Consider the following 20305-nt stretch of genomic DNA (forward strand, 5'->3'; position numbering starts at 1 on the left):
AACGCCCTATGGCAACGTCCGTTCCAGAATGCTCAGGGCTCGTCGTCGAGCATATAGTCGAAATAATCGTCCGGCTCGGCCAGATCGGTCTCACTGGCGCGGACGCGGCCGCGCATGGAGATGCCGGCATCATGAACGGTCTCGGCACTTCCCGACACCAGCCTGTGCCACCAATAGAGGTCGTGCCCCTCGGCAACCAGCCGGTAGGCACAGGTTTTCGGCAGCCACGTGATGGTGCGCACATTCTGCGGCGTCAGCCCGACACAGTCCGGCACGCGCGCCAGCCGGTTGGCATAGTCCGAACAGCGGCAGCTTTGCCCATCGAACAGCCGGCAGCCGACTGATGTCCAGTAGATCTCGCCGGTATCCTCGTCCTCGAGTTTAGACAGGCAGCATTTTCCGCAGCCGTCGCACAGCGATTCCCACTCGGTGGGCGTCATCGCTTCCAGCGTCTTGGTCTTCCAGAACGGCGTTTCCATTATGGGTCGAGATGTGGCCTCCGCATGCGGCAAGGTCAAGCTGTTGTGTGACTTCAAGTTGCGGCCGCACCATAGGAAAAACATGAAGTTGCCTTCAAAACGCCGGTCAATCGTCCTTGGGTGCGGGTAATGCCTGCAAACCGGAACCAATCCGGTCAAGGACAGTTTGGGCAGGGATGGGACCCCACAAGGAGAATTTAAGATGAAACGCCAACCACGGGTACTGGCAGGTACGGCACTTGGCCTGCTTATGGCATCCGCGCCGTTGGGCGCATCCCCGTTGCAGGGCAACGCCGTTTTCGGCGCCTTGCAGCACACGGCCGCGCCACTGATCCTGGTCCAGGACGACCCTGCTGCAGATGGTCAGCAGACCGACCAGGAACTGCCGCGCAAAAAGAAACGCCAGCAGGCCGAACAGGCAGCGCCGGCCGCCGAGCAGCCTGCACCGGCTGCAGAGCAACCCGCCCCTGCCGCCGAGGAACAACAGCCGCGCAGGAAGAAGCGGGATCAGCAGCAGACCGAGCAGGCCCCGGCCGAACAGGCCGCACCTGCCGCCGAGGAACAGCAGCCGCGCAAAAAGAAGCGCAATCAACAGCAGCAGATCGAGGCGGCGCCTGCGGATGAGGGCGGCGCCCAGGCAGCGCCGGCGACCGATGAGCAGCCGCTCAAGCCACGCAAGAAGAAGCGTGACCAGCAGCAGATCGAGGCAGCACCGGCTGAACAACCGGCCGAACAGGTAGCTCCGGCAAATGAAGAACAGCCGCTAAAGCCACGCAAGAAGAAGCGCGACCAACAGCAGATCGAAGCGGCGCCCGCTGAACAGCCGGCCCAGCAGCCTGCCGAGCAGGCAGCGCCCACCGAACAGGTGGCGCCGGCAAACGACAACAAGTCGGGCAAGAAAAAGCGCAAGCAGGATCAGCAGATTGAGGCCGCGCCTGCCGACAAAGCGCCAGACGTCAAAGTTGCGCCTGCCGGAGAGCCCGCGCCGCAGGCCGAGCCAATTCAGCCCCCGGCCGATCAGCAAGCGGCTCCCGCCGAAGGTGAACAGCCGAAGGATCAGGCGAAAAAGCACGGCAAAAAAACTGTCGGCGAACAGCCGGTGACGGGCGAACAGCAGCCTGCGACCGGTGAACCACAGCCTGCGGAGCAACCGGCCAATGCCGAGCAGCCCGCGCAACGTGAGACGCCGGCGCAAGGCGAAGCCACGGCCAACCCCGACGAAGCACCCATCCTGGACAGCCAGAAGGATGCCAGGCGCAAGCACCGCAAGGACCAGGGCGGCAACAGCCAGAATGGCGACGGCCAAAATGGGAACGGCCAAAATGGGAACGGCCAGAATGCTGGCGGCCAGACGGGCGAGCAGCCCGCGCAGGGCGGCACCGAGGCGCAAGCCCCGAAGCCGGCTCCGGTCGACCAGGGACCGCCGCCCACCGACGACAAGTCAGCTCAGCAGGCAATTCAGCCAGAAAAGATCGCCCCGGTGACGGAGGAAAAAGGCAAACGCGTCGAGCGTGCACCCGATGAGAACGTCCGCGACCGCCGGCGTCCGAAAGGCGTCGACGTCGTCAAGGAACTCGGCGACCGCGTCATCCTGCAGTTCAACAACCAGACGGTCGTGGAAAGCAATGACGCTCCGCGCATGCACCGCGGCGCCAGGAATGTTTACTATGAGGAACTGTCGGGCGATCGCTCTCGGGAAATCGTCGAGCGCGACAATGGCATCCAGATCGTCACCATCCGCAACCGCAATGGCGACGTCATCAGGCGATCGCGCATCACGCCGGATGGGCACGAATATGTGCTGAGCTATGTCGACGAGCGCAGCTATGACGACGACAATGACTGGCGCGATCCCGGTGACGACCTGCCGCCGATGCGGCTCACCATCCCGCGCCGCGAGTACATCCTCGATTCGGAAGATGTCGAAAGCCCGGACGATTATTACGAGTTCCTCGAACAACCGCCGGTGGAGAAGGTCCAGCGCCTCTATTCCATCGACGAAGTGAAGCGTTCGGCGCGCGTGCGCGACATTGCCCGTCGCGTCGACCTCGATACATTGAACTTCGAGTTCGGCTCGGCCTCGATATCCGACACCGAAGTGCAGAAACTGGAAGGCGTCGCCACGGCCATGGAGAAACTGTTGAAGAAGAACCCGGCCGAAACCTTCCTGATCGAAGGCCACACCGATGCGGTTGGCACGCCGGAAGCAAACCTTGCTCTGTCCGACCGGCGCGCTGAGTCTGTCGCCGAAGCGCTGACCAATGCCTTCGGGATCCCGCCGGAAAACCTGACCACTCAGGGCTATGGCGAGGAATACCTGAAGGTCAACACCACGGCGCCCAACCGCGAGAACCGCCGTGTCGGCATCCGTCGCATCACCTCGCTGGTGGCACCGGTGGCGAGTAACAATTGATCTGCTTTCCAATGGCTTGAGCAGCTTTCTGGAATCAGATCGACAACAAGGACCCATCCCGGCAGATCGGGATGGGTCGAGCTGCGGACAGCAATCCCGGTTCAGCAAGAATTGTACTGGTATTAGAACCGGCTCATTGAATAGAGCGGCCGCCCTCCCCAGATTCAAGCCTGGGCGTTCCCTGCCCCGTCCCGACTCCAGCGGGATGCATTGAACCCCGCCGGCCCTCCCGGCGGGGTTTTTTTGCGTCGCAATTTGCCTTGCAAACTGCGGCAAGCTGATCGAAATACCCCAGTCGACCTCAGAAAGCTGACCGGAACCGCTGCATGAAACGTCTCGAACTCGCCATCGAATCGATCATCCTCGCCTCACGCTGGCTGCTGGTGGTTTTCTACATCGGGCTGGCCCTAGCGCTCGCCGTCTATGCGCTGTCCTTCGGCAAAAAACTCTACGAGTTCGTCATGGTCGCCTTCACACTCGACGACACCGACACCATCCTGAAGATGCTCGGCCTCATCGACGCCGCACTTGTCGCCTCGCTGGTGGTGATGGTGATCATCTCCGGCTACGAGAATTTCGTCAGCCGCTTCGACGACCAGGATGGCGGTGTGCACTGGCTGGGTACGATCGATGTCGGTTCGCTGAAGGTCAAGGTCGCCTCGACCATCGTCGCTATTTCCTCGATCCACCTGTTGCAGGTGTTCCTGAATTCGTCTTCCTATACGATCGACCAGCTGATGTGGCTGACCATCATCCACCTCGCTTTCGTCGTCTCGGCGCTGATGCTGGCCTATATCGACCGGCTGATGGGACTGAGCAAAGGCAAGAAGGGCGAGGAGTGATGAGCCCCTTTCTCCCCGTTCATGGGGAGGTGAGGCTGGTCCGCACAGCGGGCGAAAAGCCAATTGCTTGGTTTTTCGAAAAACGCCGGCAGGTGGATGAGGAAGCAGCGCCGTCGGCCCGTGATTTCCGTCAGTAGATGCTTTTGACGTTCGTCGGCGAATTGGCAAATACCGCGTCCGGCACGAAAAAGTCGCCGGCCAGCGGCCCGGTCGCGCCCGGCGCATAGACCGCGAAATCGGTCACGCCCTCGGCCCGCAGCACCTCTTCATCGATGTAGAAATTGCCTGATGTCTCGCGCGATGGCCGCAGGAAGATGGCGTGTGCGGCATCGGCCATGATGTCGGGTAAGCGGCTCATCGCCGCCACCGTCGCGCCGCCGAGCAGATTGCGCACCGCAGCCGTGTCGATGGTCGAGATCGGCCACAGCGAATTGACCGCGATGCCGTCCTTGGCAAACTCGGCGCTCATCCCCAGCGTGCACATCGACATGCCGAACTTGGCCATGGTGTAGGCGACATGGTTCTTGAACCATTTGGCCTTCATGTCGAGCGGCGGCGCCAGATTCAAGATGTGAGGATTGCTTGCCAACTTCAGGTGCGGAATGCACATTTTCGACACCAGGAAGGTGCCGCGCGTGTTGATCTGGTGCATCAGATCGTAGCGCTTCATGTCCGTCTCCAGCGTGCCGGTGAGCTGGATGGCGCTGGCATTGTTGACGCAGATATCGATGCCGCCGAACTTTTCGACGGTCTTGGCAACCGCCTCAGCCACCTGCGCCTCCTCGCGGATGTCGCACAAAACAGGCAGCGCCTTGCCGCCGGCCTGCTCGATCTCCTCAGCTGCCGAGTAGATCGTGCCCGGCAGCTTCGGATGCGGCTCGGCGGTCTTGGCCGCGACCGTCACATTGGCGCCGTCGCGCGCAGCTCGCAGCGCGATCGAAAGACCGATGCCGCGCGACCCGCCGGAGATGAACAGCGTCTTTCCCTTGAGCGACATGTCTTGGCACCTCCCTTGCTACATCACTGACGCGAACCATTGCGCGGCGGCAATGCACTGCGCAAGGCCTCGGCAGCCTGCAACGGGTTACGCAACGTAGGCTCAAACGGAAAACGGGGTTAGACCAGCACCAGGCCCTGCCGCATCGCGATCGCGATGGCATCCGTGCGGTTCGCAGCACCCAGCTTGATCAGGATCGCGGCGACGTGGAACTTTGCCGTGTGCACGGAGATGTTCAGCCGCCGCGCGATCACCTTGTTGGGTGCGCCTTCGGCCAGCAGCGCCAGCACTTCGGCCTCGCGCGGCGACAGCGCCGGACGGGCGGTAGCGCCATCGTCCAACGGCTCCTCGCCGAACAGCCCGCTATGGCTTCCGCCGTTGGCGGCGGCATCGAAATCGTCGTGGCGAGCGGGCGTCGAACGCCCATCCCTGGACACCCGGTAGCCGGCCGCCGCCAGTCTGACGGCAGCCGCGATCAGATTCGCATCCGACGCCAAAGGCAGCACGGCAAGCACCCGGTTTTCCGGCCGGCCAGCGCTCGCGGATAGCAGCACCCGTGGGATTGCGCTGTTGCCACCATCGGCCCGATCGAGCCAGGCCGCACTGTTCGCAACAGCGTCATCGACGACAGCGACGTCGGCAATCCCGCTGCCGGCTACGACCGGAAGCAGATCGTCCGCCATGGCAAGCGAAGCTGACAGGCGCTCGGCACGCGCGGCATCGTGCAGCGCGATCAGCACCACGAGCTGGCGTCCGCCGCCCGCCACCTCCGGCCCACCCACCTCCGGCCCACCCGCCTCCGGCCTTGTCAGCGTGTCGCTTTCCATCGGCCCTCTCAGCTCAGCGGTTTTTCACCGACGGTCAGCGCGACGTCGCGCTGCTCGCCGCCGCGCACCACGCCGAGCGTCACCGCAGCGCCCGCGCTATCCGGCCCAAGCTTTCGGATCAGTTCGCGCGGGCCGTGCACGGCCTCGCCATTCCACGCCACGATGATGTCGCCCAGCGCAAGGCCGGCGGCTTTGGCCGGACCATTGTCGTCGAGGCTCATGACCATGGCGCCGCGCGCCGCGCCGTCACGGATCGGGTGCAGGCCGGCGCCGAGATAGCCGCGCGCGACATGGCCCTTTTCACGCAGCGTCGCCACGGCCCGCTCGATCGTCTCATAAGGCATGACCAGCGCACGACCACGTGGCCCAAACAGCAGCATGCCGATCAGCGCGCCCTTGGCGTCAAGCACCGGCCCGCCCTCGAAACGGCCGCCGGCATTGACGGCGAGATTGATGCGCCGATCGATGGTGCCGCCGCGCATCGAGCGCCAGGCGGGGCCGACCTCGCCGACCGAGCCCGAGACAGCCAGCGCCGAGCCCTGACTGCTGCCGACAGCGATGGCGACGTTGCCCGGCCGCACCCCATCCGCCTTGGCGAGCGCAGGCGCCGCGGCCGCGCCGGCCGGCTTCAGAAGCGCTACGCCGGTCGACGGATCGCGACCGACCAGTTCGGCCTTCACCGCTTCGCCCGAAGCCAATGTCAATTCGATCTCCTCACCGGCCTCGACAGCTTCCTCGGCGGTGACGAAACAGCCGTCACGCCAGTGGAAGGCGCTGGCGGTGCGATGGTGATGGGTGGTGAAACTTGCCGTTGCCGGCGCAGCCTTGGCGGCGAGATCGGCGATGGCCTCGGAAAATGCATTAAGGTTGAAGTCACTCATGATGATCTCCTGGGTTTTCTCATGCCCCAGATATCGCTCGGCAGTGCGCCCGGAGGTACTCGTCTGACGGCTAGTTACTGGTTTGACTGGCCATCTGGTCAGGTCGCGGCAGTTCGAGCCGCTCCGCACATATAGTCATCATCGCGCCTGAAAACACGGAGCCCCGCCAATGGCCCTCGCCGCCCACAAGTTCGAAACCGACGACACACTGCTCGACGCCTATTCGACGACAGTCGCCGACGCCGTCGACCGCATCGGCCCAGCCGTCTGCCGCATCGAGCGCGTCGGTGGCCAAGGTGGCCATGGCTCCGGCTTCGTCATCACCCCGGACGGGCTGGTCGTCACCAATTTCCATGTCGTTGGCGATGCCAAAACGGTGCGCGTCTCTATGCCCGACGGCGCCTCCAGCGAAGGCCGTGTGCTAGGCCGCGACCCCGACACCGACATCGCGCTGGTGCGCGCCGATGGCAGCTTCACCGAAGTCGCGCCGCTCGGCGATTCCAAGCGGCTGCGGCGCGGCCAGATCGCCATTGCCATCGGCAATCCGCTCGGCTTCGAATGGACCGTAACGTCAGGCGTGGTCTCCGCACTTGGCCGTTCGATGCGCGCCTCGACCGGGCGGCTGATCGACGATGTCATCCAGACCGATGCCGCGCTCAATCCCGGCAATTCCGGCGGACCGCTGGTGTCGTCGGCAGGCGAGGTCATCGGCGTCAACACCGCCATGATCCACGGCGCGCAAGGCATCGCCTTCGCGGTCGCTTCCAACACCGCCAATTTCGTCATTTCGGAGATCATCCGCTTCGGCCGCGTGCGCCGTGCCTTCATCGGCATCTCGGCCGACACCACCAGTTTGCCGCGCCGCGCCGCCCTTCTGTCGCAGGTGACCACCAGTACGGCGGTACGGCTGCGCAGCGTCGAGAAAGACGGACCCGCGGCGAAGGCCGGCCTCAGGGAAGGCGACATCATCGCGTCAATAGACGGTCGCCCGGTCACCGGCGTCGACGACCTCGTGCGCATGCTCGACGCCGAACGCATCGGCCGCGAGACGCTGTGCACCGTGGTGCGCCGCACCGGCGTCAGCCAGGTGACGGTGACGCCGGTAGCAAGGGCGAGTTGAGCCCTTATCGAGGGTTGAGCACCCGCCCGAGCAGCGACACCAGCAGTCGCGCAAGGTCACCGGTCGGGTCGAGGTCGGGATCGTAGATCGTCATGTCCAAGCCGGTGCAGCGCTGGTCCGCTGTCAGCGCCGACAGAATGGCAACGGGTTCATCGGGGTCGATGCCGGGGCTGCCGGGCGAATCCACCGCCGGCATCACCGTCTGGTCGAGCACATCGACATCGAGATGCAGCCAGTAGGGACAGCCGGCGCGCGCCAGCGTCGCTCTTGTTTTTTGCAACACTCCAGCCGCGCCGAGTTCCTGCGCGGCAAAGACGTCGATGCGCGTCACGGCGGTCGCATTGATGTCGGGCCAGGCAAAATCGGCATCGCGGCTCTCGCGTTCGCCGATCTGAACCACCGCCTCGTCGGCGACGAGCGGACCGACAACACCTGGCCATTGCGCCAGCAAAGCCTCGCCGCGTCCGGTGGCAAGTGCCAGATCCATGCCGGCAACCGAGCCGAGTGAGGCATTGACATCGTAGTTGCCGGGATGGCGGAAATCGCTGTGGCCATCGACATGGACCAGGGCGACCGCGCCCGAGCGCCGCGCGGCGACCAGTGCGCCAAGCAGGATCGAGCAGTCGCCGCCGATGATCAGCGGGAACTCGCCTTGCCCAAGCGCACCGGTGACGATCTCGGCAAGATCGAGGTTGAAGCAGCGGATCGCCGGACCATTACGCAGCCTAGTGCCCGGTTGCGGTTCGGTACTGTAGGCGGGTCTGTCGAGATCGACCACCCGCCCCGGCGCCAGCGACTCGATCAAACCAGCTTCGCTCAGCGCCTGCGGCGCACGCCAGGTGCCGGGCACATGGCCCGGCTCCAAGGGCCGAAGGCCGAGATTGGATGGCGCACGAACAAGGCAGATGTCACGCATGCGGCAGGCCCAGCTTCAACATCACCAACATAGACCGCATGGTGCGGGTCCGGCCACAGCGGCCGGAGCCGCTGCCGACATTTGCTGCCATTGTTCAGGCGCCCGCCGCGCCCGCCGCGAATTGCGCCTGAAATTCCGGGCTGAGCGGGATCGGCTTGATGACGTCGATCAGCACGCCATTGGGATCCCTGGTGATGAAATGGCGCTGGCCGAAGAGTTCGTCGCGCAGCGGGCACAGGATCGGTAGGCCGGCCGCAACGATCCGTTCATAGACAGCATCAGGATCCCTCACCTCGAAATTGATCAGCAGCCCCGATGTGCGGCCGCGCCCCCCCTCGGGGATCGTCTCGTGGTCGCCCTGGACGATACCGAGATTGACCCGGCGATCCTCGGCAGACTGCAGATGCACATACCAGTCGCTCGCAAACAGCGGCTTGAAGCGGAAGTGATTGATATAGAAGGCTTTTGTGCCGGCTACGTCGCCCGTCATCAGCACCGGATAATAGCTCGTCGTCTTCATCTTTCTTTCTCCCGTCAGCCAACATACAGTTTGCATGTAATTCAAAATAACATACAGGCTGCATGTATGCAACGAGAAACCCCGCGCCGCTCCAACCGCGACCGCACCGAAGCGACGCGCGCCGACCTGATCGCCGCGGCGCGCAAACTGTTCATCGAAAAGTCCTATGCCGAGACCGGCACGCCGGAGATCGTTGCGGCCGCCGGCGTCACCCGCGGCGCGCTCTATCACCACTTTGCCGACAAGCAGGCGCTGTTTGCCGCCGTGGTCGAGCAGGAGGCGGCGGCGGTGGCGCAAGAGATCGAGCGCGCCTCGCCGCCTTCTTTGTTTGCCCGCAATGCGCTGATTGCCGGCTCGGACGCCTATCTCGCCGCCATGCGCGCGCCCGGCCGCACGCGGCTTTTGCTGCTCGACGGGCCGGCCGTGCTTGGCCGCGCCGCCATGGATGCGATCGACAATCACCACGGCAACCGGTCGCTGCGCGAAGGCCTGGTTGCGGCGATGCGCGAACAGTCGATGACCAGACTGCCTGCCGATGCGCTGACCGCTTTGCTCGCCGCCGCCTTCGACCGCGCAGCACTTGCCGTCGAGGCCGGCGCCTCGGCCGAAGACTATCGCGCCGTGCTCATGGCTCTGATCGATGGGCTGTCTCCGGCTCGCCCTCAGGCAGGTCGTCCGGGTCGAACTCGTTGAAGCAGCCGAGCTGGCGTTTGAACTGGTCGATCAGCCAGGCCGCCGCCGGTTTCGGGCTGCGGTCGGCGCGGTGCATGGCGTAGAGCGATGAGCGCACCTCGCTAAAAGGTTCAAGGTCGAGTTCGACCAGCCTGCCGCTGGCCAAATCGTCCGCGATCAGCCAGCGCGGCAACCCGCCCCAGCCCAGCCCCTCGCGCATCAACGTATGCTTGATACGCACATCTGTCAGCCGCCATGTACGATAGGCAAAGACGCCGAAGTCGCGTCCCTTGGTGCGTTCCGACTGGTCGCTGACAACCAGCTGGGTGTGCTCTCGCGTATCCTCGAGCGCCACCGGTTTCGGCAGCAGTGCCAGAGGGTGGGTGGGGGCGGCAGCCAGCACGATCGACATGAAGCCGATGCGCACGAGATGCACGTCGACCTCGCCCAGCAAGCCACCGATGCCAAGATCCGACTGTCCGCTGACGACATGGTCGGGGATCAGACCGAGCGTGCCGATATGCAGTCGCATCATCACGGTCGGGAACTGCGCCTCGAACGCCTTCAGCACCCGCACCAGCACCGGCGAGGGCAGCGCCGCGTCAACCGATAGCGCAACTTCAGCCTCCAGCCCCTGATGGTGACCGTCGGCACGCGAACGGATGCGCTGCAGCACGCCGACCATGCGCCGGGCGTCCTCCAGCATCGCCCGGCCGATTTCGGTCAGCTGCGGCTCGCGCGTGCCCTCGCGCTCGAACAGTTTCAGGCCAAGCTGCGCTTCAAGATTGGCGATGCCGTAGCTGATGACGGACTGCGCGCGGTTAAGCTTGCGGCCGGCGGCTGAGAAGCTGCCGGTGTCGGCGACCGCAACCAGGATCTGCAATTGGTCGAGCGTCGGATTGGGCTGCACGGCATACCTACTTTATGGATGGATCGTATAGAAAATATACCAGTTTTTTGAATGGGTCGGTAGGCCCATATCAGGCGGGAGAAATCAATTCCCACTGGAGAGAACCGCTATGTCTATCCTGCTTGTAACCTCGAGCCCGCGCGGCGCTGCCTCGCACTCGACCCGTATCGCTACCGAATTCGCTGAAAAGCTCGTCGCCGCCGACCCGTCGAATACGCTCGTCGTACGCGACCTCGTGGCCAACCCGCTGCCGCATATCGACACCGATTATGCGACCGGCATCTACACCCCCGTTGAAGCCCGCACGCCGCGCCAGGCCGAAGTCGTCGGCGTCTCCGACATCGTGCTTGACGAACTGTTCGCAGCCGACACCGTGATCCTGGCCACCGGCTTCATCAACTTCAACATCTCCTCGACCCTGAAGTCCTGGGTCGATCACATCTCCCGCTCCGGCAAGAGCTTCTCTTATGGCGAGGGTGGTCCCAAGGGCCTCGTCACCGGCAAGAAGGTCTATATCGTACTCGCCTCGGGCGGCATCTATTCCGAAGGTGCGGCCGTGCAGTTCGATCACGCCATCCCCTATCTGCGCGGCGTGCTCGGCTTTCTCGGCATGACCGATGTCGACGTCATCCGCATCGAAGGCGTCGGCATGGGCCCTGATGCCGTCACCGCCGCGCTCGCCAATGCGACGGCCAAGGTCGATGCCGTGGTGGCCAAGACCGCGAGCGCGCAAATCGCCGCGTAAGCACACCCCGTCATTCGCATTGAAAAGGCAGGCGCTTCGGCGCCTGCCTTTTTCCTTGTCAGGCGGCGCGATAGGTTGCGTGTCGAAAACGGATCTATCGCGTTACTAGATTGCCGCGCAACGCCATTGGTTATTCGGCCTGTCTGCGTTATCGGTCGCTGATGTTCCTTTCCGTCGCGACAACCCATCATCCAGCCACAGATCTCGGCTTCTTGCTGCACAAGCATCCCGAACGTCTGCACGAGACTGACCTATCCTTCGGCAAGGCCTGGCTGTTCTATCCGGAGGCGACCGATGAGCGTTGTGAGGCTGTGCTTCTGCTCGATGTCGATCCGATAGGGCTCGTTCGGGGCAAAGGCCAGGCAGAGGGCTTGCTGGATCAATATGTAAACGACCGACCTTATACGGCATCGTCATTTCTGTCTGTGGCTTTGAACAAGGTACTGCGGACAGCGATGACCGGCATCTCGAAGGAGCGCCAGCAACTGGCCGATAGCGACCTCCCGCTCGAAGCTGTGGTGACCCCGCTGCCGATGCGTGGCGGCGAGGCCCTGGTTCGAGATCTATTCGAACCGCTGGGATGGACCGTCAACCTGGCGCCGGTCGAAACTGTCGGATCTGGCGCGGGTGGACCACGATACGGTCATCTGAGGCTGACTGGCACCGGCCGCCTAAGCAGCCTGCTCAACCACCTTTATGTCCTGATCCCGGTGATGGACGACACCAAGCACTACTGGGTGGGCGAGGCCGAGATTGACAAGCTGCTGTCCAAGGGCGAGGGCTGGCTGGAAAACCACCCAGCCAAAGACCTGATCGTGCGCCGTTATCTGCGCAACCGAGGTGCGTTGGCCCGCATCGCCCTGGAGCGGCTGGCTCCGGAGACGGCCAATGAGGTCCTACCCCCCGAGGCCTGGGCTGCACCTGAGCAAGCGCTGGAGGCGCCCATCCGGCTGAACGACCTGCGCATGGACGCCGTGGTGCAAGCCATTCGGGCGACCGGAGGGACCAGTGTTGCAGATTTGGGGTGTGGCGAAGGCAAGCTGCTCTATCGGCTCGTGCGCGAAAAATGGGTCCACAAGCTGTTCGGGCTCGACCCCGCTATTCGTGAACTGGAATGGGCCGCCAAGCGTCTCAAACTGAACGAGTTCGGGGGACCGCCTGAAGACCGGGTCACGCTGCTGCACGGATCGCTGACATATCGCGACAGCCGATGGGCGGAAGCCGACGTCGCGGTGCTGGTCGAGGTCATCGAACATCTCGACGAAGACCGGCTGCCAATGATCGAGCGTATTATCTTCGGCGAGACAGCGCCAAAATTCGTGATCGTGACTACGCCGAACGCTGACTACAACCCCTTGTTCCCCAGTCTGGCCGCCGGCGCTTTTCGCCATCCGGATCACCGTTTCGAATGGGGCCGGGTTCGGTTTGAAGCCTGGGCGGCCAGGATCGGCGAGATCTATGGCTATAGCGCCGCCTTAAGTGGCATCGGAGCCGTGGACCCCGTGCTCGGCGCGCCGACGCAGATGGCGGTGTTCACCCGATGAGAGAGCCAGACAAGACCGACCTCACCATCCCTGACTTCGCCCTCGTCGTGCTGATCGGCTCGACGGGATCGGGCAAGTCGACCTTCGCCGCCAGGCACTTCCTGCCGACCGAAATCATCTCGTCGGATCGCTGCCGCGCGTTCGTCAGCGACAACGAGACTGATCAGGATGTCTCGGCCGACGCTTTTGATTTGGTGCGCGAAATCGCCGGCAAACGGCTCAAGCATCGAAAGCTGGCCGTCATCGACGCGACCAATGTGCGACCCGCTGATCGCAAGGCGTGGGTCGAGCTGGCGCGCAAATGGCACGCTTTGCCGGTCGCCGTGGTCATCGATCCGGGTGTTGATGTTTGCGTCGCCCGCAACGCGCTACGAGCCGATCGTCCCTTCGGCGCCGGCGTTGCCCAGCGCATGACGAACGAAATTCGCAAGGGCCTCGGCGGCCTGCAACGCGAAGGTTTCCGTCAGGTCTGGAAGCTCACCGGCGAGGCCAGTATCGACGCGGCCAAGGTCTCGCGTCAGCCATTATGGACCGACAAGCGCGACGATTGCGGTCCTTTCGACGTCATAGGTGATGTCCATGGTTGCGCCGACGAACTTCAGACCTTGTTCTGTCAGCTCGGTTACAGCATCGCCTGGTCCGACGGCCATGGTGATCGGACCGTCACTGTAACGCCGCCAGAAGGCCGCAAGATCGTCTTTGTCGGCGACCTCGTCGATCGTGGTCCCAACGTGCCCGACGTCTTGCGCATCGCCATGAGCATGGTCGCGGCGGGAACCGCCTACTGTGTCCAGGGCAATCACGAACGCAAACTCAGCCGCTGGCTGGAAGGCCGCAAGGTCACGATCGCCCACGGCCTGCAGCAAACCATCGACCAGTTGGACGCTCAGGATCGCGGCCTGCGAGAGGCTTTGCCGGCCTTCCTCGACAGCCTGCGCAGCCACGTCTGGCTGGACGGCGGACGCCTCGCCGTGGCACATGCCGGACTCAAGGAAGAGATGATCGGGCGCGGTTCCGGCGCGGTGCGCGAGTTCGCCCTCTATGGCGAAACCACGGGCGAAATCGACGAATTTGGCCTGCCCGTCCGTGCCGACTGGGCAGCCGCCTATCGGGGCAAAACCAGCGTAGTATACGGGCACACGCCGGTGCTGTTGGCGGAGTGGGTCAACAACACGCTTTGCATCGACACCGGCTGCGTGTTCGGCGGCAAGCTGACTGCCTTGCGCTGGCCGGAACGCGAACTGGTCGACGTGCCGGCAGTCGAGACCTGGTCCGAACCCGTGCGTCCCCTCGGCGGACCGGGCCTTGGCAAATCGGCACAGGCCGATGCCGACGGCGTGCTCGACTATCAGGATGTCTCTGGGCGACGCTGGATCGAGACCGAACTGAAAGGCAGGGTTGTCGTGGCCGAGGAGAACGCGTCGGCGGCACTTGAGGTGATGAGCCGCTTCGCGCTGTCGCCGCAGTGGCTGGTATATCTGCCGCCGACAATGTCGCCATCCGAGACCAGCAGCCAAGCCGGCTGGCTGGAACGCCCCGAGGAAGCTCTCAGTCATTTCCGCGAGCGTGGCGTCACCCAAATCCTGTGCGAAGAGAAGCACATGGGTTCGCGGGCAGTCATCGCTCTGTGCCGAAACGCGCAGACGGCGCGCGACCGGTTCGGGGTATCTGGCGACGAGACAGGCGCGATCTGGACCCGGACCGGACGCTCCTTTTTCAGCGACAGCGGCATGACGGAGCGCCTGCTCAATCGCCTGCGCGCCAGCGTCGACGCTGCGGATCTATGGCAGGAATTGAACAGCGACTGGTTGCTGCTGGACACCGAGATCATGCCATGGTCGGCCAAGGCAAGCAGCCTGATTGAAAGCCAGTACGCCCCAGTGGCAACGTCTGCGGCCGCTGGGCTCCAGGCCAGCCGCGAAGCGCTGGCCCGTGCGATGGCACGCGGCGTGGATACGGCCGCGCTCAAGGCTCGCATTGAGGACCGCGCCGCGCGTGCCGCCAGATACGCCACTGCCTGGGCGCCTTACGTGTGGCCGGTCTCGGGCGTCGACGACCTGAAGGTCGCGCCGTTCCACCTGCTGGCAAGTGAGGGATGCGTCTGGTACGACCAGAACCACGTTTGGCACATGACGCTTGCGGACCGTCTGGCTGCCGGGGGCGGCGTGGTAACGCGAACGCAATGGCGGATGGTTGACCTGGCCGATGCCGGTTCTTGTGCGGAGGCCGTCGCCTGGTGGGAGACGCTGACCGACTCAGGCGGCGAAGGGATGGTAGTGAAGCCGCACGACTTCGTCAGCCGAAACAAGAAGGGGCTCATGCAACCGGCGCTGAAAGTGCGCGGCCAGGAGTATCTTCGCATTATCTATGGCCCCGAATACGATGCGCCGGACAATCTCGTGCGCCTGCGCGAACGAGGCTTGGGTGGCAAGCGCAGCCTGGCGCTCAGAGAGTTCGCGCTCGGTCACGAGGCACTGAAGCGGTTTGTCGCCAAGGAACCGCTGCGACGTGTTCACGAGTGTGTTTTCGGCGTCCTGGCGCTGGAGAGCGAGCCAATCGATCCGAGGCTGTAGGCTACCCGAACATCCTCTCGCCTTGCTCGTCGACCAGTTGCATGCCCTTCTTGATCGAGATGTCGACGGCGTCGCCCAGTCCGGCAAAGCGATCGGCGCGGATGAATTTGTGTTCCTTCATCACGCCGTCGACTTCCTTCGAAACCACGCCGCAGGTCTGGTATTGGCCCCCCTCCGCCTTGTAGGGCGTGGCACTGATCAAAAATCCCTTGTGCTCAACCTGCTTTGCCGGTGCTGCGCTCTTGGGCTCGCCCCCCTCACCGCCACCACCGAAAAGACGCTTCAGAAAAGACATGGGGCTTCCTCCAACGGCAATCATCCTGCACCACGTCTCGCGGTGCAGGATGATTTTCAGTACCGTTCCTCAGTCGAACGGGCAAGCGTTCTCGCCAGGGGTCAACCGCGCGATAGCGCTTCCAGGGCTTCAGCGGCGGCTTCCAGGACTGCAATCGCCTCGGCCTGCTTTTCAGCCGACGCGTCGACGAGATCGCCGAGCGCGGCACGCAGCCGGTGACGCACGGCGCGGAACTCCTCGCGGGCTTCCGAGCGACCCCGTCCACCACGCCGTCCGCCTTCCTCGCCGTCGTCGTTCCAGCCGAACCAGTCCCGCGCTTTCGCCATCTTGCGGCCGAAGCGCTCGAGATGCTCCAGCACGCCGTCGATCATCTCGCGGTTCTCGGCGAGATGCGCCTGGCCCGCCTCGGTGATCGAAAACACCTTCTTGTTGCCGTCGGCGGCTGAAGCCGCATAGCCGGCCTCTTCCAGGAAGGTCAGCGTCGGATAGACGACGCCCGGGCTCGGGCTGTAGATGCCGCTGGTGCGCTCTTCCAGCGCCTTGATGATGTCGTAGCCGTGGCGAGGCGCCTCGGCCAGCAGCGACAGCGTGATCAGCTTGAGATCGCCGTCGGCCAGCATGCGCCCGGCGCGAAACATGTCGCCCGGGCCGCCGCGTCCACCGCCACGTCCGCCGTGGCCGAACGGACCAAAGCCGCTGCCCCCTCTTCCACCAAATTTGCCTGCCATGTGCAGGAATGCGCGCTCGGCGCGCTCGCCAAAGGGATGATGTCTATGCATGAATTGCTCCTTGAGTTATATCTTACGATACATCTTAATTAGGCTTGCCCCGCCGACGAGTCAAGATATATCTTACGATGTATCTAAAGGCGGCGCCAGAAGGTTGATTTCGCCGCCGCCGGCAGCTAGAAAGCGCGTGAGGGCCAAAACCTCTCCGTAAGCGTCTGACGTCAAGCAACGCATCCACCCCGGGCTTTCCGGGCAGTTCCGCCGGAAACCCGGCGCAATGGATGCCAAATGCGACGGACCGGATGTTTCAGGAAAATCCAAAAATGACCACGAACCGTAAGCGCGGCAAGCTGCCGGCGCGCTATGCCGCGATCGTCAGCCCGCTGGTGCTGTCGCTGCTGATGACCTTCATCGTCTCGTTCATATCGACGCTGAAAAGCCTTGGACTGCAACCTGATTTGCCGGCTGTCTGGCTCACTGCCTGGGGCCTGTCCTGGCTGGTAGCGTTCCCAACGTTGCTCATGGTGCTGCCGGCGGTGCGCCGCATTGTCGGCTGGCTTTGCGAGCCGGCGTCCCGGTAACGCCCATGACGGTAAGGCCCGCAGATTCTTCGGGCCTTGCCTCGCTACCAGCGGCCCTTGCGCCGGTTCCAGGCATAGAGAAGATCGGCGAAACGATCATAGGCCAAGCGCGTCAGCGGCAGCGCGACCGGATTGCCGAAGAGCGTCGCCAGCCAGCCGTCGCCCGGCGTCGCCCGCCAGACGGCAACCGCGACATCGGCGCCGACCAGCAGCCTGCCTTCGGCATCGGTGGCATGCAGCCGGCGGCGTATGTCCTCCAGCGAGGCGCTGTAGCCAGAGAGCGCCGCCGGTTCGAGGTTGATGTCGCGGAATTCGATCCGCCCGGCCTTGATCGCCTCGATCAGCCGCCGTTTCTGCCGGGTGATGCCGCCATCGCAAACCGGGCAGCGTGTGTTGTACCAGACGGTCAGCGCAGGCTTGGACATGGCGCGACTATCACCCTGACGGCACGGCCCCGCAATATGACGCCGAGCCGCACGGACCCGCGCCCAGCGCTATCCAAGCGAGGCGACGATCTCGCGATAGGCAAATTCCGGGAAAGCCTTGAGCGTTCGCGTCTTGACGCTGCCACCCGTTGCCAGCATCAGGGCGAAACGAGCAAGCACAGCATCGTCGGGCGCCTCGATAATCGCCACCATGTCATATTCGCCCATAGTCAGGTAAAACGCCTTGAACGAGCCGCCCATGTCGGCCAGTTGCTTCTTGGCGGCATCGAGCCGCTTCGGCGACTCTCGGATATTTCTGGCGCCCTGTTCCGTCCAGTTCATCAGCAGGATGTAGGTTGTCATCACACACCTCCCTCCGGCGCCACGGAGCACGGCTGAGGACATCAGCCGGGGCGGACATCCGGTTTTTCGCCCAGAACATGCATCCGACCAGGCAAGTATCCTCCCGACGGAGATGGGCGACAAGAGCCTTCACCCGGCAACAAAAAGGGCGCCATCGGCGCCCTTTTCGAATTCTGGTCTGTTGCCGGTATCAGCTGTCGAGGAAGCTCCTCAGCTTGCGGCTCCGGCTCGGGTGCTTGAGCTTGCGCAGCGCCTTGGCTTCGATCTGGCGGATACGCTCGCGCGTCACCGAGAACTGCTGGCCGACTTCTTCCAGCGTGTGGTCGGTGTTCATGCCGATGCCGAAGCGCATGCGCAGCACCCGCTCCTCGCGCGGCGTCAGCGAGGCGAGCACCCGCGTGGTGGTCTCGCGCAGATTGGCTTGGATCGCCGCATCGATCGGCAGGATCGCCATCTTGTCCTCGATGAAATCGCCCAGATGCGAATCCTCTTCGTCACCCACAGGGGTTTCGAGCGAGATCGGCTCCTTGGCGATCTTCAAGACCTTGCGCACTTTTTCGAGCGGCATTGCGAGCTTTTCTGCCAGTTCCTCCGGCGTCGGCTCGCGGCCGATTTCATGCAGCATCTGGCGCGACGTGCGCACGATCTTGTTGATCGTTTCGATCATGTGCACCGGGATGCGGATGGTGCGCGCCTGGTCGGCAATCGAACGCGTGATCGCCTGCCGGATCCACCATGTCGCATAGGTCGAGAACTTGTAGCCGCGGCGGTATTCGAATTTGTCGACCGCCTTCATCAAGCCGATATTGCCTTCCTGGATCAGGTCGAGGAACTGCAGGCCGCGATTGGTGTATTTCTTAGCGATGGAAATGACGAGGCGCAGGTTGGCCTCGACCATTTCCTTCTTGGCGATAGCGGCTTCGCGCTCGCCCTTCTGCACCTGGTTGACGATCTTGCGGAATTCCAGGATCGAGATCGCCGTCTCGGTGGCGAGGTTCTGGATTTCCGAACGCAGATCCTTGATCGCGTCCTTCTCGTTCTTGGTGAATTCCTTCCAGCCGCGCGAGGTGAGATTGCCGATCGAGCGTGTCCAGTTCGGGTCGAGCTCGGAGCCCTGATATTCCTTGAGGAACTCCTCGCGGCGCACGCCATAGCTTTCGGCCAGGCGCAGCAGCTTGCCTTCGTTCTGCACCAGCCGCTTGTTGATGTCGTAGAGCTGCTCGACCAGCGCCTCGATGCGCGCCGTGTTGAGCGACAGCGACTTCACCGCCTTGATCAGCTGGTCCTTCAGCTCCTTCAGGCGGCGGTCCTGGCTTGGCGACAGCGTGCCGGTCGCGGCCAGACGGTTCTCGACCTGCTGGTCCTGCAGCTTGCGCAGCTTCTTGTAGGTGTCGGCGATGACGTCGAGCGTCTCCATCACCTGCGGGCGCAGTTCCGCTTCCATCGCCGCCAGCGACAGGCTCGCCTCATCCTCGTCTTCCTCGTCGTCATCGACCAGGCCGCGCGTGTCGGCGCCGACATTGGTGATGTCGTCTTCCTCGTCGCGTCCACGCCTCGGCTTGTCCTCGGCCTTGGGCGCCTCCTCGATGCGCTCGACCACCGGCGCCTGCTTGGCTTCGGGGCCGGCATAGGTGGCTTCGAGGTCGATGATCTCGCGCAGCAGGATCTTGGATTCGTTGAGCTCGTCACGCCAGATGATGATGGCCTGGAAGGTCAGCGGGCTTTCGCAGAGGCCCGCAATCATCGTCTCGCGGCCGGCCTCGATGCGCTTGGCGATCGCGATTTCGCCCTCGCGCGACAGGAGCTCGACCGAGCCCATCTCGCGCAGATACATGCGCACCGGGTCATCGGTGCGGTCGGTCGGCTCTTTCTTGGTGGTCGTGGCGGCGACGGCGGTGCCGGTCTGCTCGGCCAGCTCGTTGGCGTCTTCCTCGGCGTCGGCATTGCTGTCGGCGGCCTCGGGCTCCTCGCTCTGATCGTCGTCCTCGACCACGTTGATGCCCATGTCGGACAGCATCGCATTGATGTCTTCGATGCGATCCGGATCGGTCTCTTCCGACGGCAGCACCGCGTTCAGTTCGTCGAGAGTCACATAGCCGCGCTTCTTGGCGGCCTTGATCATCTTCTTGACAGCATCATCGGAAAGGTCGAGCAGAGGCCCATCGGTGGCGCCTTCACGTTCGGTCTCGACCTCTTCCTTTTCCTTTGTCGCCATAGTCTTTATCTTCTCCTAGCGGCCGAGCATCGAAGCCGCGTAGCTGCCGCACCGGTCAAACTACATGCGCTGGTGGCGCTTAACCGGGCCGGTAACCGAATCAACTCTTTTGTTTGTTCATATCGTGCCCCCAAAACCGGTTTTCACTTTTGGGCGATATGCATTAAGTCCAGATTAACCCTGATATCTGTGGCAGGCTGACAGCCTGTCCAGTGATCAGCACCTCGCGTCAGTGCATTTCCATCGACGCCGGCACGGG

The 20305-nt window shown here is 63.6% G+C and carries 20 protein-coding genes; 8 read left to right on the forward strand and 12 right to left on the reverse strand.

All coding sequences use genetic code 11. The annotated features are described in order from the left end of the window. Positions 1-32 precede the first annotated feature (32 nt). Positions 33-479 (reverse strand): YcgN family cysteine cluster protein, encoded by a 447-nt coding sequence (locus ACYG9V_RS26870; RefSeq protein ID WP_023672465.1) that lies wholly within the window; start codon positions 477-479, stop codon positions 33-35. 202 nt (positions 480-681) lie between these two features. Between ACYG9V_RS26870 and ACYG9V_RS26875 the strand changes: the two genes are divergently transcribed. After that, positions 682-2892, forward strand: coding sequence for an OmpA family protein (locus ACYG9V_RS26875; RefSeq protein ID WP_352762284.1), 2211 nt, complete (start codon positions 682-684; stop codon positions 2890-2892). A gap of 326 nt (positions 2893-3218) precedes the next feature. Further along, the gene (locus ACYG9V_RS26880; RefSeq protein ID WP_023672463.1) at positions 3219-3734 is read left to right on the forward strand and encodes a TIGR00645 family protein; all 516 of its coding nucleotides are present in this window, start codon (positions 3219-3221) and stop codon (positions 3732-3734) included. 130 nt (positions 3735-3864) lie between these two features. On the opposite strand, the gene ACYG9V_RS26885 is transcribed toward ACYG9V_RS26880, so the two are convergent. The 3 genes from ACYG9V_RS26885 to ACYG9V_RS26895 form a co-directional block, all read right to left on the reverse strand. Continuing rightward, positions 3865-4731 (reverse strand): SDR family oxidoreductase, encoded by an 867-nt coding sequence (locus tag ACYG9V_RS26885; protein WP_023697090.1) that lies wholly within the window; start codon positions 4729-4731, stop codon positions 3865-3867. A 119-nt stretch (positions 4732-4850) separates the two neighbouring features. Further along, a complete protein-coding gene (locus ACYG9V_RS26890; RefSeq protein ID WP_352446398.1) occupies positions 4851-5558 on the reverse strand; it encodes a helix-turn-helix transcriptional regulator in 708 nt (235 codons plus the stop codon). A gap of 8 nt (positions 5559-5566) precedes the next feature. Next, positions 5567-6439 (reverse strand): S1C family serine protease, encoded by an 873-nt coding sequence (locus ACYG9V_RS26895; RefSeq protein WP_352461910.1) that lies wholly within the window; start codon positions 6437-6439, stop codon positions 5567-5569. Between the two features lie 169 nt (positions 6440-6608). On the opposite strand from ACYG9V_RS26895, the gene ACYG9V_RS26900 reads away from it, so the two are divergent. Beyond that, entirely contained in the window at positions 6609-7559 is a 951-nt protein-coding gene (locus ACYG9V_RS26900) for a S1C family serine protease (protein WP_352446394.1), read from the forward strand. Positions 7560-7563: 4 nt separating this feature from the next. On the opposite strand, the gene ACYG9V_RS26905 is transcribed toward ACYG9V_RS26900, so the two are convergent. Beyond that, positions 7564-8475, reverse strand: a complete 912-nt coding sequence (locus ACYG9V_RS26905) for an arginase family protein (RefSeq protein ID WP_352762285.1) — start codon at positions 8473-8475, stop codon at positions 7564-7566. A gap of 94 nt (positions 8476-8569) precedes the next feature. Next, the gene (locus ACYG9V_RS26910) at positions 8570-8995 is read right to left on the reverse strand and encodes a VOC family protein (RefSeq protein ID WP_023691511.1); all 426 of its coding nucleotides are present in this window, start codon (positions 8993-8995) and stop codon (positions 8570-8572) included. Between the two features lie 66 nt (positions 8996-9061). Between ACYG9V_RS26910 and ACYG9V_RS26915 the strand changes: the two genes are divergently transcribed. After that, on the forward strand, positions 9062-9688 hold the full coding sequence (locus ACYG9V_RS26915) for a TetR/AcrR family transcriptional regulator (RefSeq protein WP_023748199.1): 627 nt from the start codon (positions 9062-9064) through the stop codon (positions 9686-9688). Here ACYG9V_RS26915 and ACYG9V_RS26920 read toward each other — a convergent pair. Then, on the reverse strand, positions 9621-10577 hold the full coding sequence (locus ACYG9V_RS26920; RefSeq protein ID WP_023748198.1) for a LysR family transcriptional regulator: 957 nt from the start codon (positions 10575-10577) through the stop codon (positions 9621-9623). The two genes, ACYG9V_RS26915 and ACYG9V_RS26920, sit on opposite strands and share 68 nt — an antisense overlap. A gap of 109 nt (positions 10578-10686) precedes the next feature. Between ACYG9V_RS26920 and ACYG9V_RS26925 the strand changes: the two genes are divergently transcribed. From ACYG9V_RS26925 to ACYG9V_RS26935, 3 genes are all read left to right on the forward strand, one after another. After that, the gene (locus ACYG9V_RS26925) at positions 10687-11322 is read left to right on the forward strand and encodes an FMN-dependent NADH-azoreductase (protein ID WP_023672454.1); all 636 of its coding nucleotides are present in this window, start codon (positions 10687-10689) and stop codon (positions 11320-11322) included. Positions 11323-11432: 110 nt separating this feature from the next. After that, positions 11433-12866 (forward strand): 3' terminal RNA ribose 2'-O-methyltransferase Hen1, encoded by a 1434-nt coding sequence (locus tag ACYG9V_RS26930; RefSeq protein ID WP_245260775.1) that lies wholly within the window; start codon positions 11433-11435, stop codon positions 12864-12866. After that, complete coding sequence (locus ACYG9V_RS26935; RefSeq protein ID WP_023733291.1) at positions 12863-15439, forward strand: polynucleotide kinase-phosphatase; 2577 nt, start codon at positions 12863-12865, stop codon at positions 15437-15439. The genes ACYG9V_RS26930 and ACYG9V_RS26935 overlap by 4 nt, the downstream gene beginning before the upstream one ends. Before the next feature lies 1 nt (position 15440). Here the strand turns inward: ACYG9V_RS26935 and ACYG9V_RS26940 are convergent, their stop codons facing one another. Further along, the gene (locus ACYG9V_RS26940) at positions 15441-15734 is read right to left on the reverse strand and encodes an HlyU family transcriptional regulator (protein WP_023701148.1); all 294 of its coding nucleotides are present in this window, start codon (positions 15732-15734) and stop codon (positions 15441-15443) included. A gap of 101 nt (positions 15735-15835) precedes the next feature. Further along, the gene (locus ACYG9V_RS26945; protein WP_023733292.1) at positions 15836-16513 is read right to left on the reverse strand and encodes a PadR family transcriptional regulator; all 678 of its coding nucleotides are present in this window, start codon (positions 16511-16513) and stop codon (positions 15836-15838) included. Positions 16514-16785: 272 nt separating this feature from the next. Between ACYG9V_RS26945 and ACYG9V_RS26950 the strand changes: the two genes are divergently transcribed. Next, positions 16786-17043, forward strand: coding sequence for a DUF2798 domain-containing protein (locus ACYG9V_RS26950; protein ID WP_023683797.1), 258 nt, complete (start codon positions 16786-16788; stop codon positions 17041-17043). 44 nt (positions 17044-17087) lie between these two features. Here the strand turns inward: ACYG9V_RS26950 and ACYG9V_RS26955 are convergent, their stop codons facing one another. The 3 genes from ACYG9V_RS26955 to rpoD form a co-directional block, all read right to left on the reverse strand. Continuing rightward, positions 17088-17468 (reverse strand): thiol-disulfide oxidoreductase DCC family protein, encoded by a 381-nt coding sequence (locus tag ACYG9V_RS26955; protein WP_023733293.1) that lies wholly within the window; start codon positions 17466-17468, stop codon positions 17088-17090. 69 nt (positions 17469-17537) lie between these two features. Next, a complete protein-coding gene (locus ACYG9V_RS26960; RefSeq protein ID WP_023733294.1) occupies positions 17538-17831 on the reverse strand; it encodes a GYD domain-containing protein in 294 nt (97 codons plus the stop codon). A 190-nt stretch (positions 17832-18021) separates the two neighbouring features. After that, a complete protein-coding gene (gene rpoD / locus ACYG9V_RS26965; protein WP_023672446.1) occupies positions 18022-20046 on the reverse strand; it encodes an RNA polymerase sigma factor RpoD in 2025 nt (674 codons plus the stop codon). Positions 20047-20305: the final 259 nt, after the last annotated feature.

It is taken from the genome of Mesorhizobium sp. W016 (assembly GCF_054719485.1).

Coding starts and splice junctions, on each gene's coding strand:
- ACYG9V_RS26870 (WP_023672465.1), bottom strand. CDS start 479: ATGGAAACGCCGTTCTGGAAGACCAAGACGCTGGAAGCGATGACGCCC.
- ACYG9V_RS26875 (WP_352762284.1), top strand. CDS start 682: ATGAAACGCCAACCACGGGTACTGGCAGGTACGGCACTTGGCCTGCTT.
- ACYG9V_RS26880 (WP_023672463.1), top strand. CDS start 3,219: ATGAAACGTCTCGAACTCGCCATCGAATCGATCATCCTCGCCTCACGC.
- ACYG9V_RS26885 (WP_023697090.1), bottom strand. CDS start 4,731: ATGTCGCTCAAGGGAAAGACGCTGTTCATCTCCGGCGGGTCGCGCGGC.
- ACYG9V_RS26890 (WP_352446398.1), bottom strand. CDS start 5,558: ATGGAAAGCGACACGCTGACAAGGCCGGAGGCGGGTGGGCCGGAGGTG.
- ACYG9V_RS26895 (WP_352461910.1), bottom strand. CDS start 6,439: ATGAGTGACTTCAACCTTAATGCATTTTCCGAGGCCATCGCCGATCTC.
- ACYG9V_RS26900 (WP_352446394.1), top strand. CDS start 6,609: ATGGCCCTCGCCGCCCACAAGTTCGAAACCGACGACACACTGCTCGAC.
- ACYG9V_RS26905 (WP_352762285.1), bottom strand. CDS start 8,475: ATGCGTGACATCTGCCTTGTTCGTGCGCCATCCAATCTCGGCCTTCGG.
- ACYG9V_RS26910 (WP_023691511.1), bottom strand. CDS start 8,995: ATGAAGACGACGAGCTATTATCCGGTGCTGATGACGGGCGACGTAGCC.
- ACYG9V_RS26915 (WP_023748199.1), top strand. CDS start 9,062: ATGCAACGAGAAACCCCGCGCCGCTCCAACCGCGACCGCACCGAAGCG.
- ACYG9V_RS26925 (WP_023672454.1), top strand. CDS start 10,687: ATGTCTATCCTGCTTGTAACCTCGAGCCCGCGCGGCGCTGCCTCGCAC.
- ACYG9V_RS26935 (WP_023733291.1), top strand. CDS start 12,863: ATGAGAGAGCCAGACAAGACCGACCTCACCATCCCTGACTTCGCCCTC.
- ACYG9V_RS26940 (WP_023701148.1), bottom strand. CDS start 15,734: ATGTCTTTTCTGAAGCGTCTTTTCGGTGGTGGCGGTGAGGGGGGCGAG.
- ACYG9V_RS26945 (WP_023733292.1), bottom strand. CDS start 16,513: ATGCATAGACATCATCCCTTTGGCGAGCGCGCCGAGCGCGCATTCCTG.
- ACYG9V_RS26950 (WP_023683797.1), top strand. CDS start 16,786: ATGACCACGAACCGTAAGCGCGGCAAGCTGCCGGCGCGCTATGCCGCG.
- ACYG9V_RS26955 (WP_023733293.1), bottom strand. CDS start 17,468: ATGTCCAAGCCTGCGCTGACCGTCTGGTACAACACACGCTGCCCGGTT.
- ACYG9V_RS26960 (WP_023733294.1), bottom strand. CDS start 17,831: ATGACAACCTACATCCTGCTGATGAACTGGACGGAACAGGGCGCCAGA.
- rpoD (WP_023672446.1), bottom strand. CDS start 20,046: ATGGCGACAAAGGAAAAGGAAGAGGTCGAGACCGAACGTGAAGGCGCC.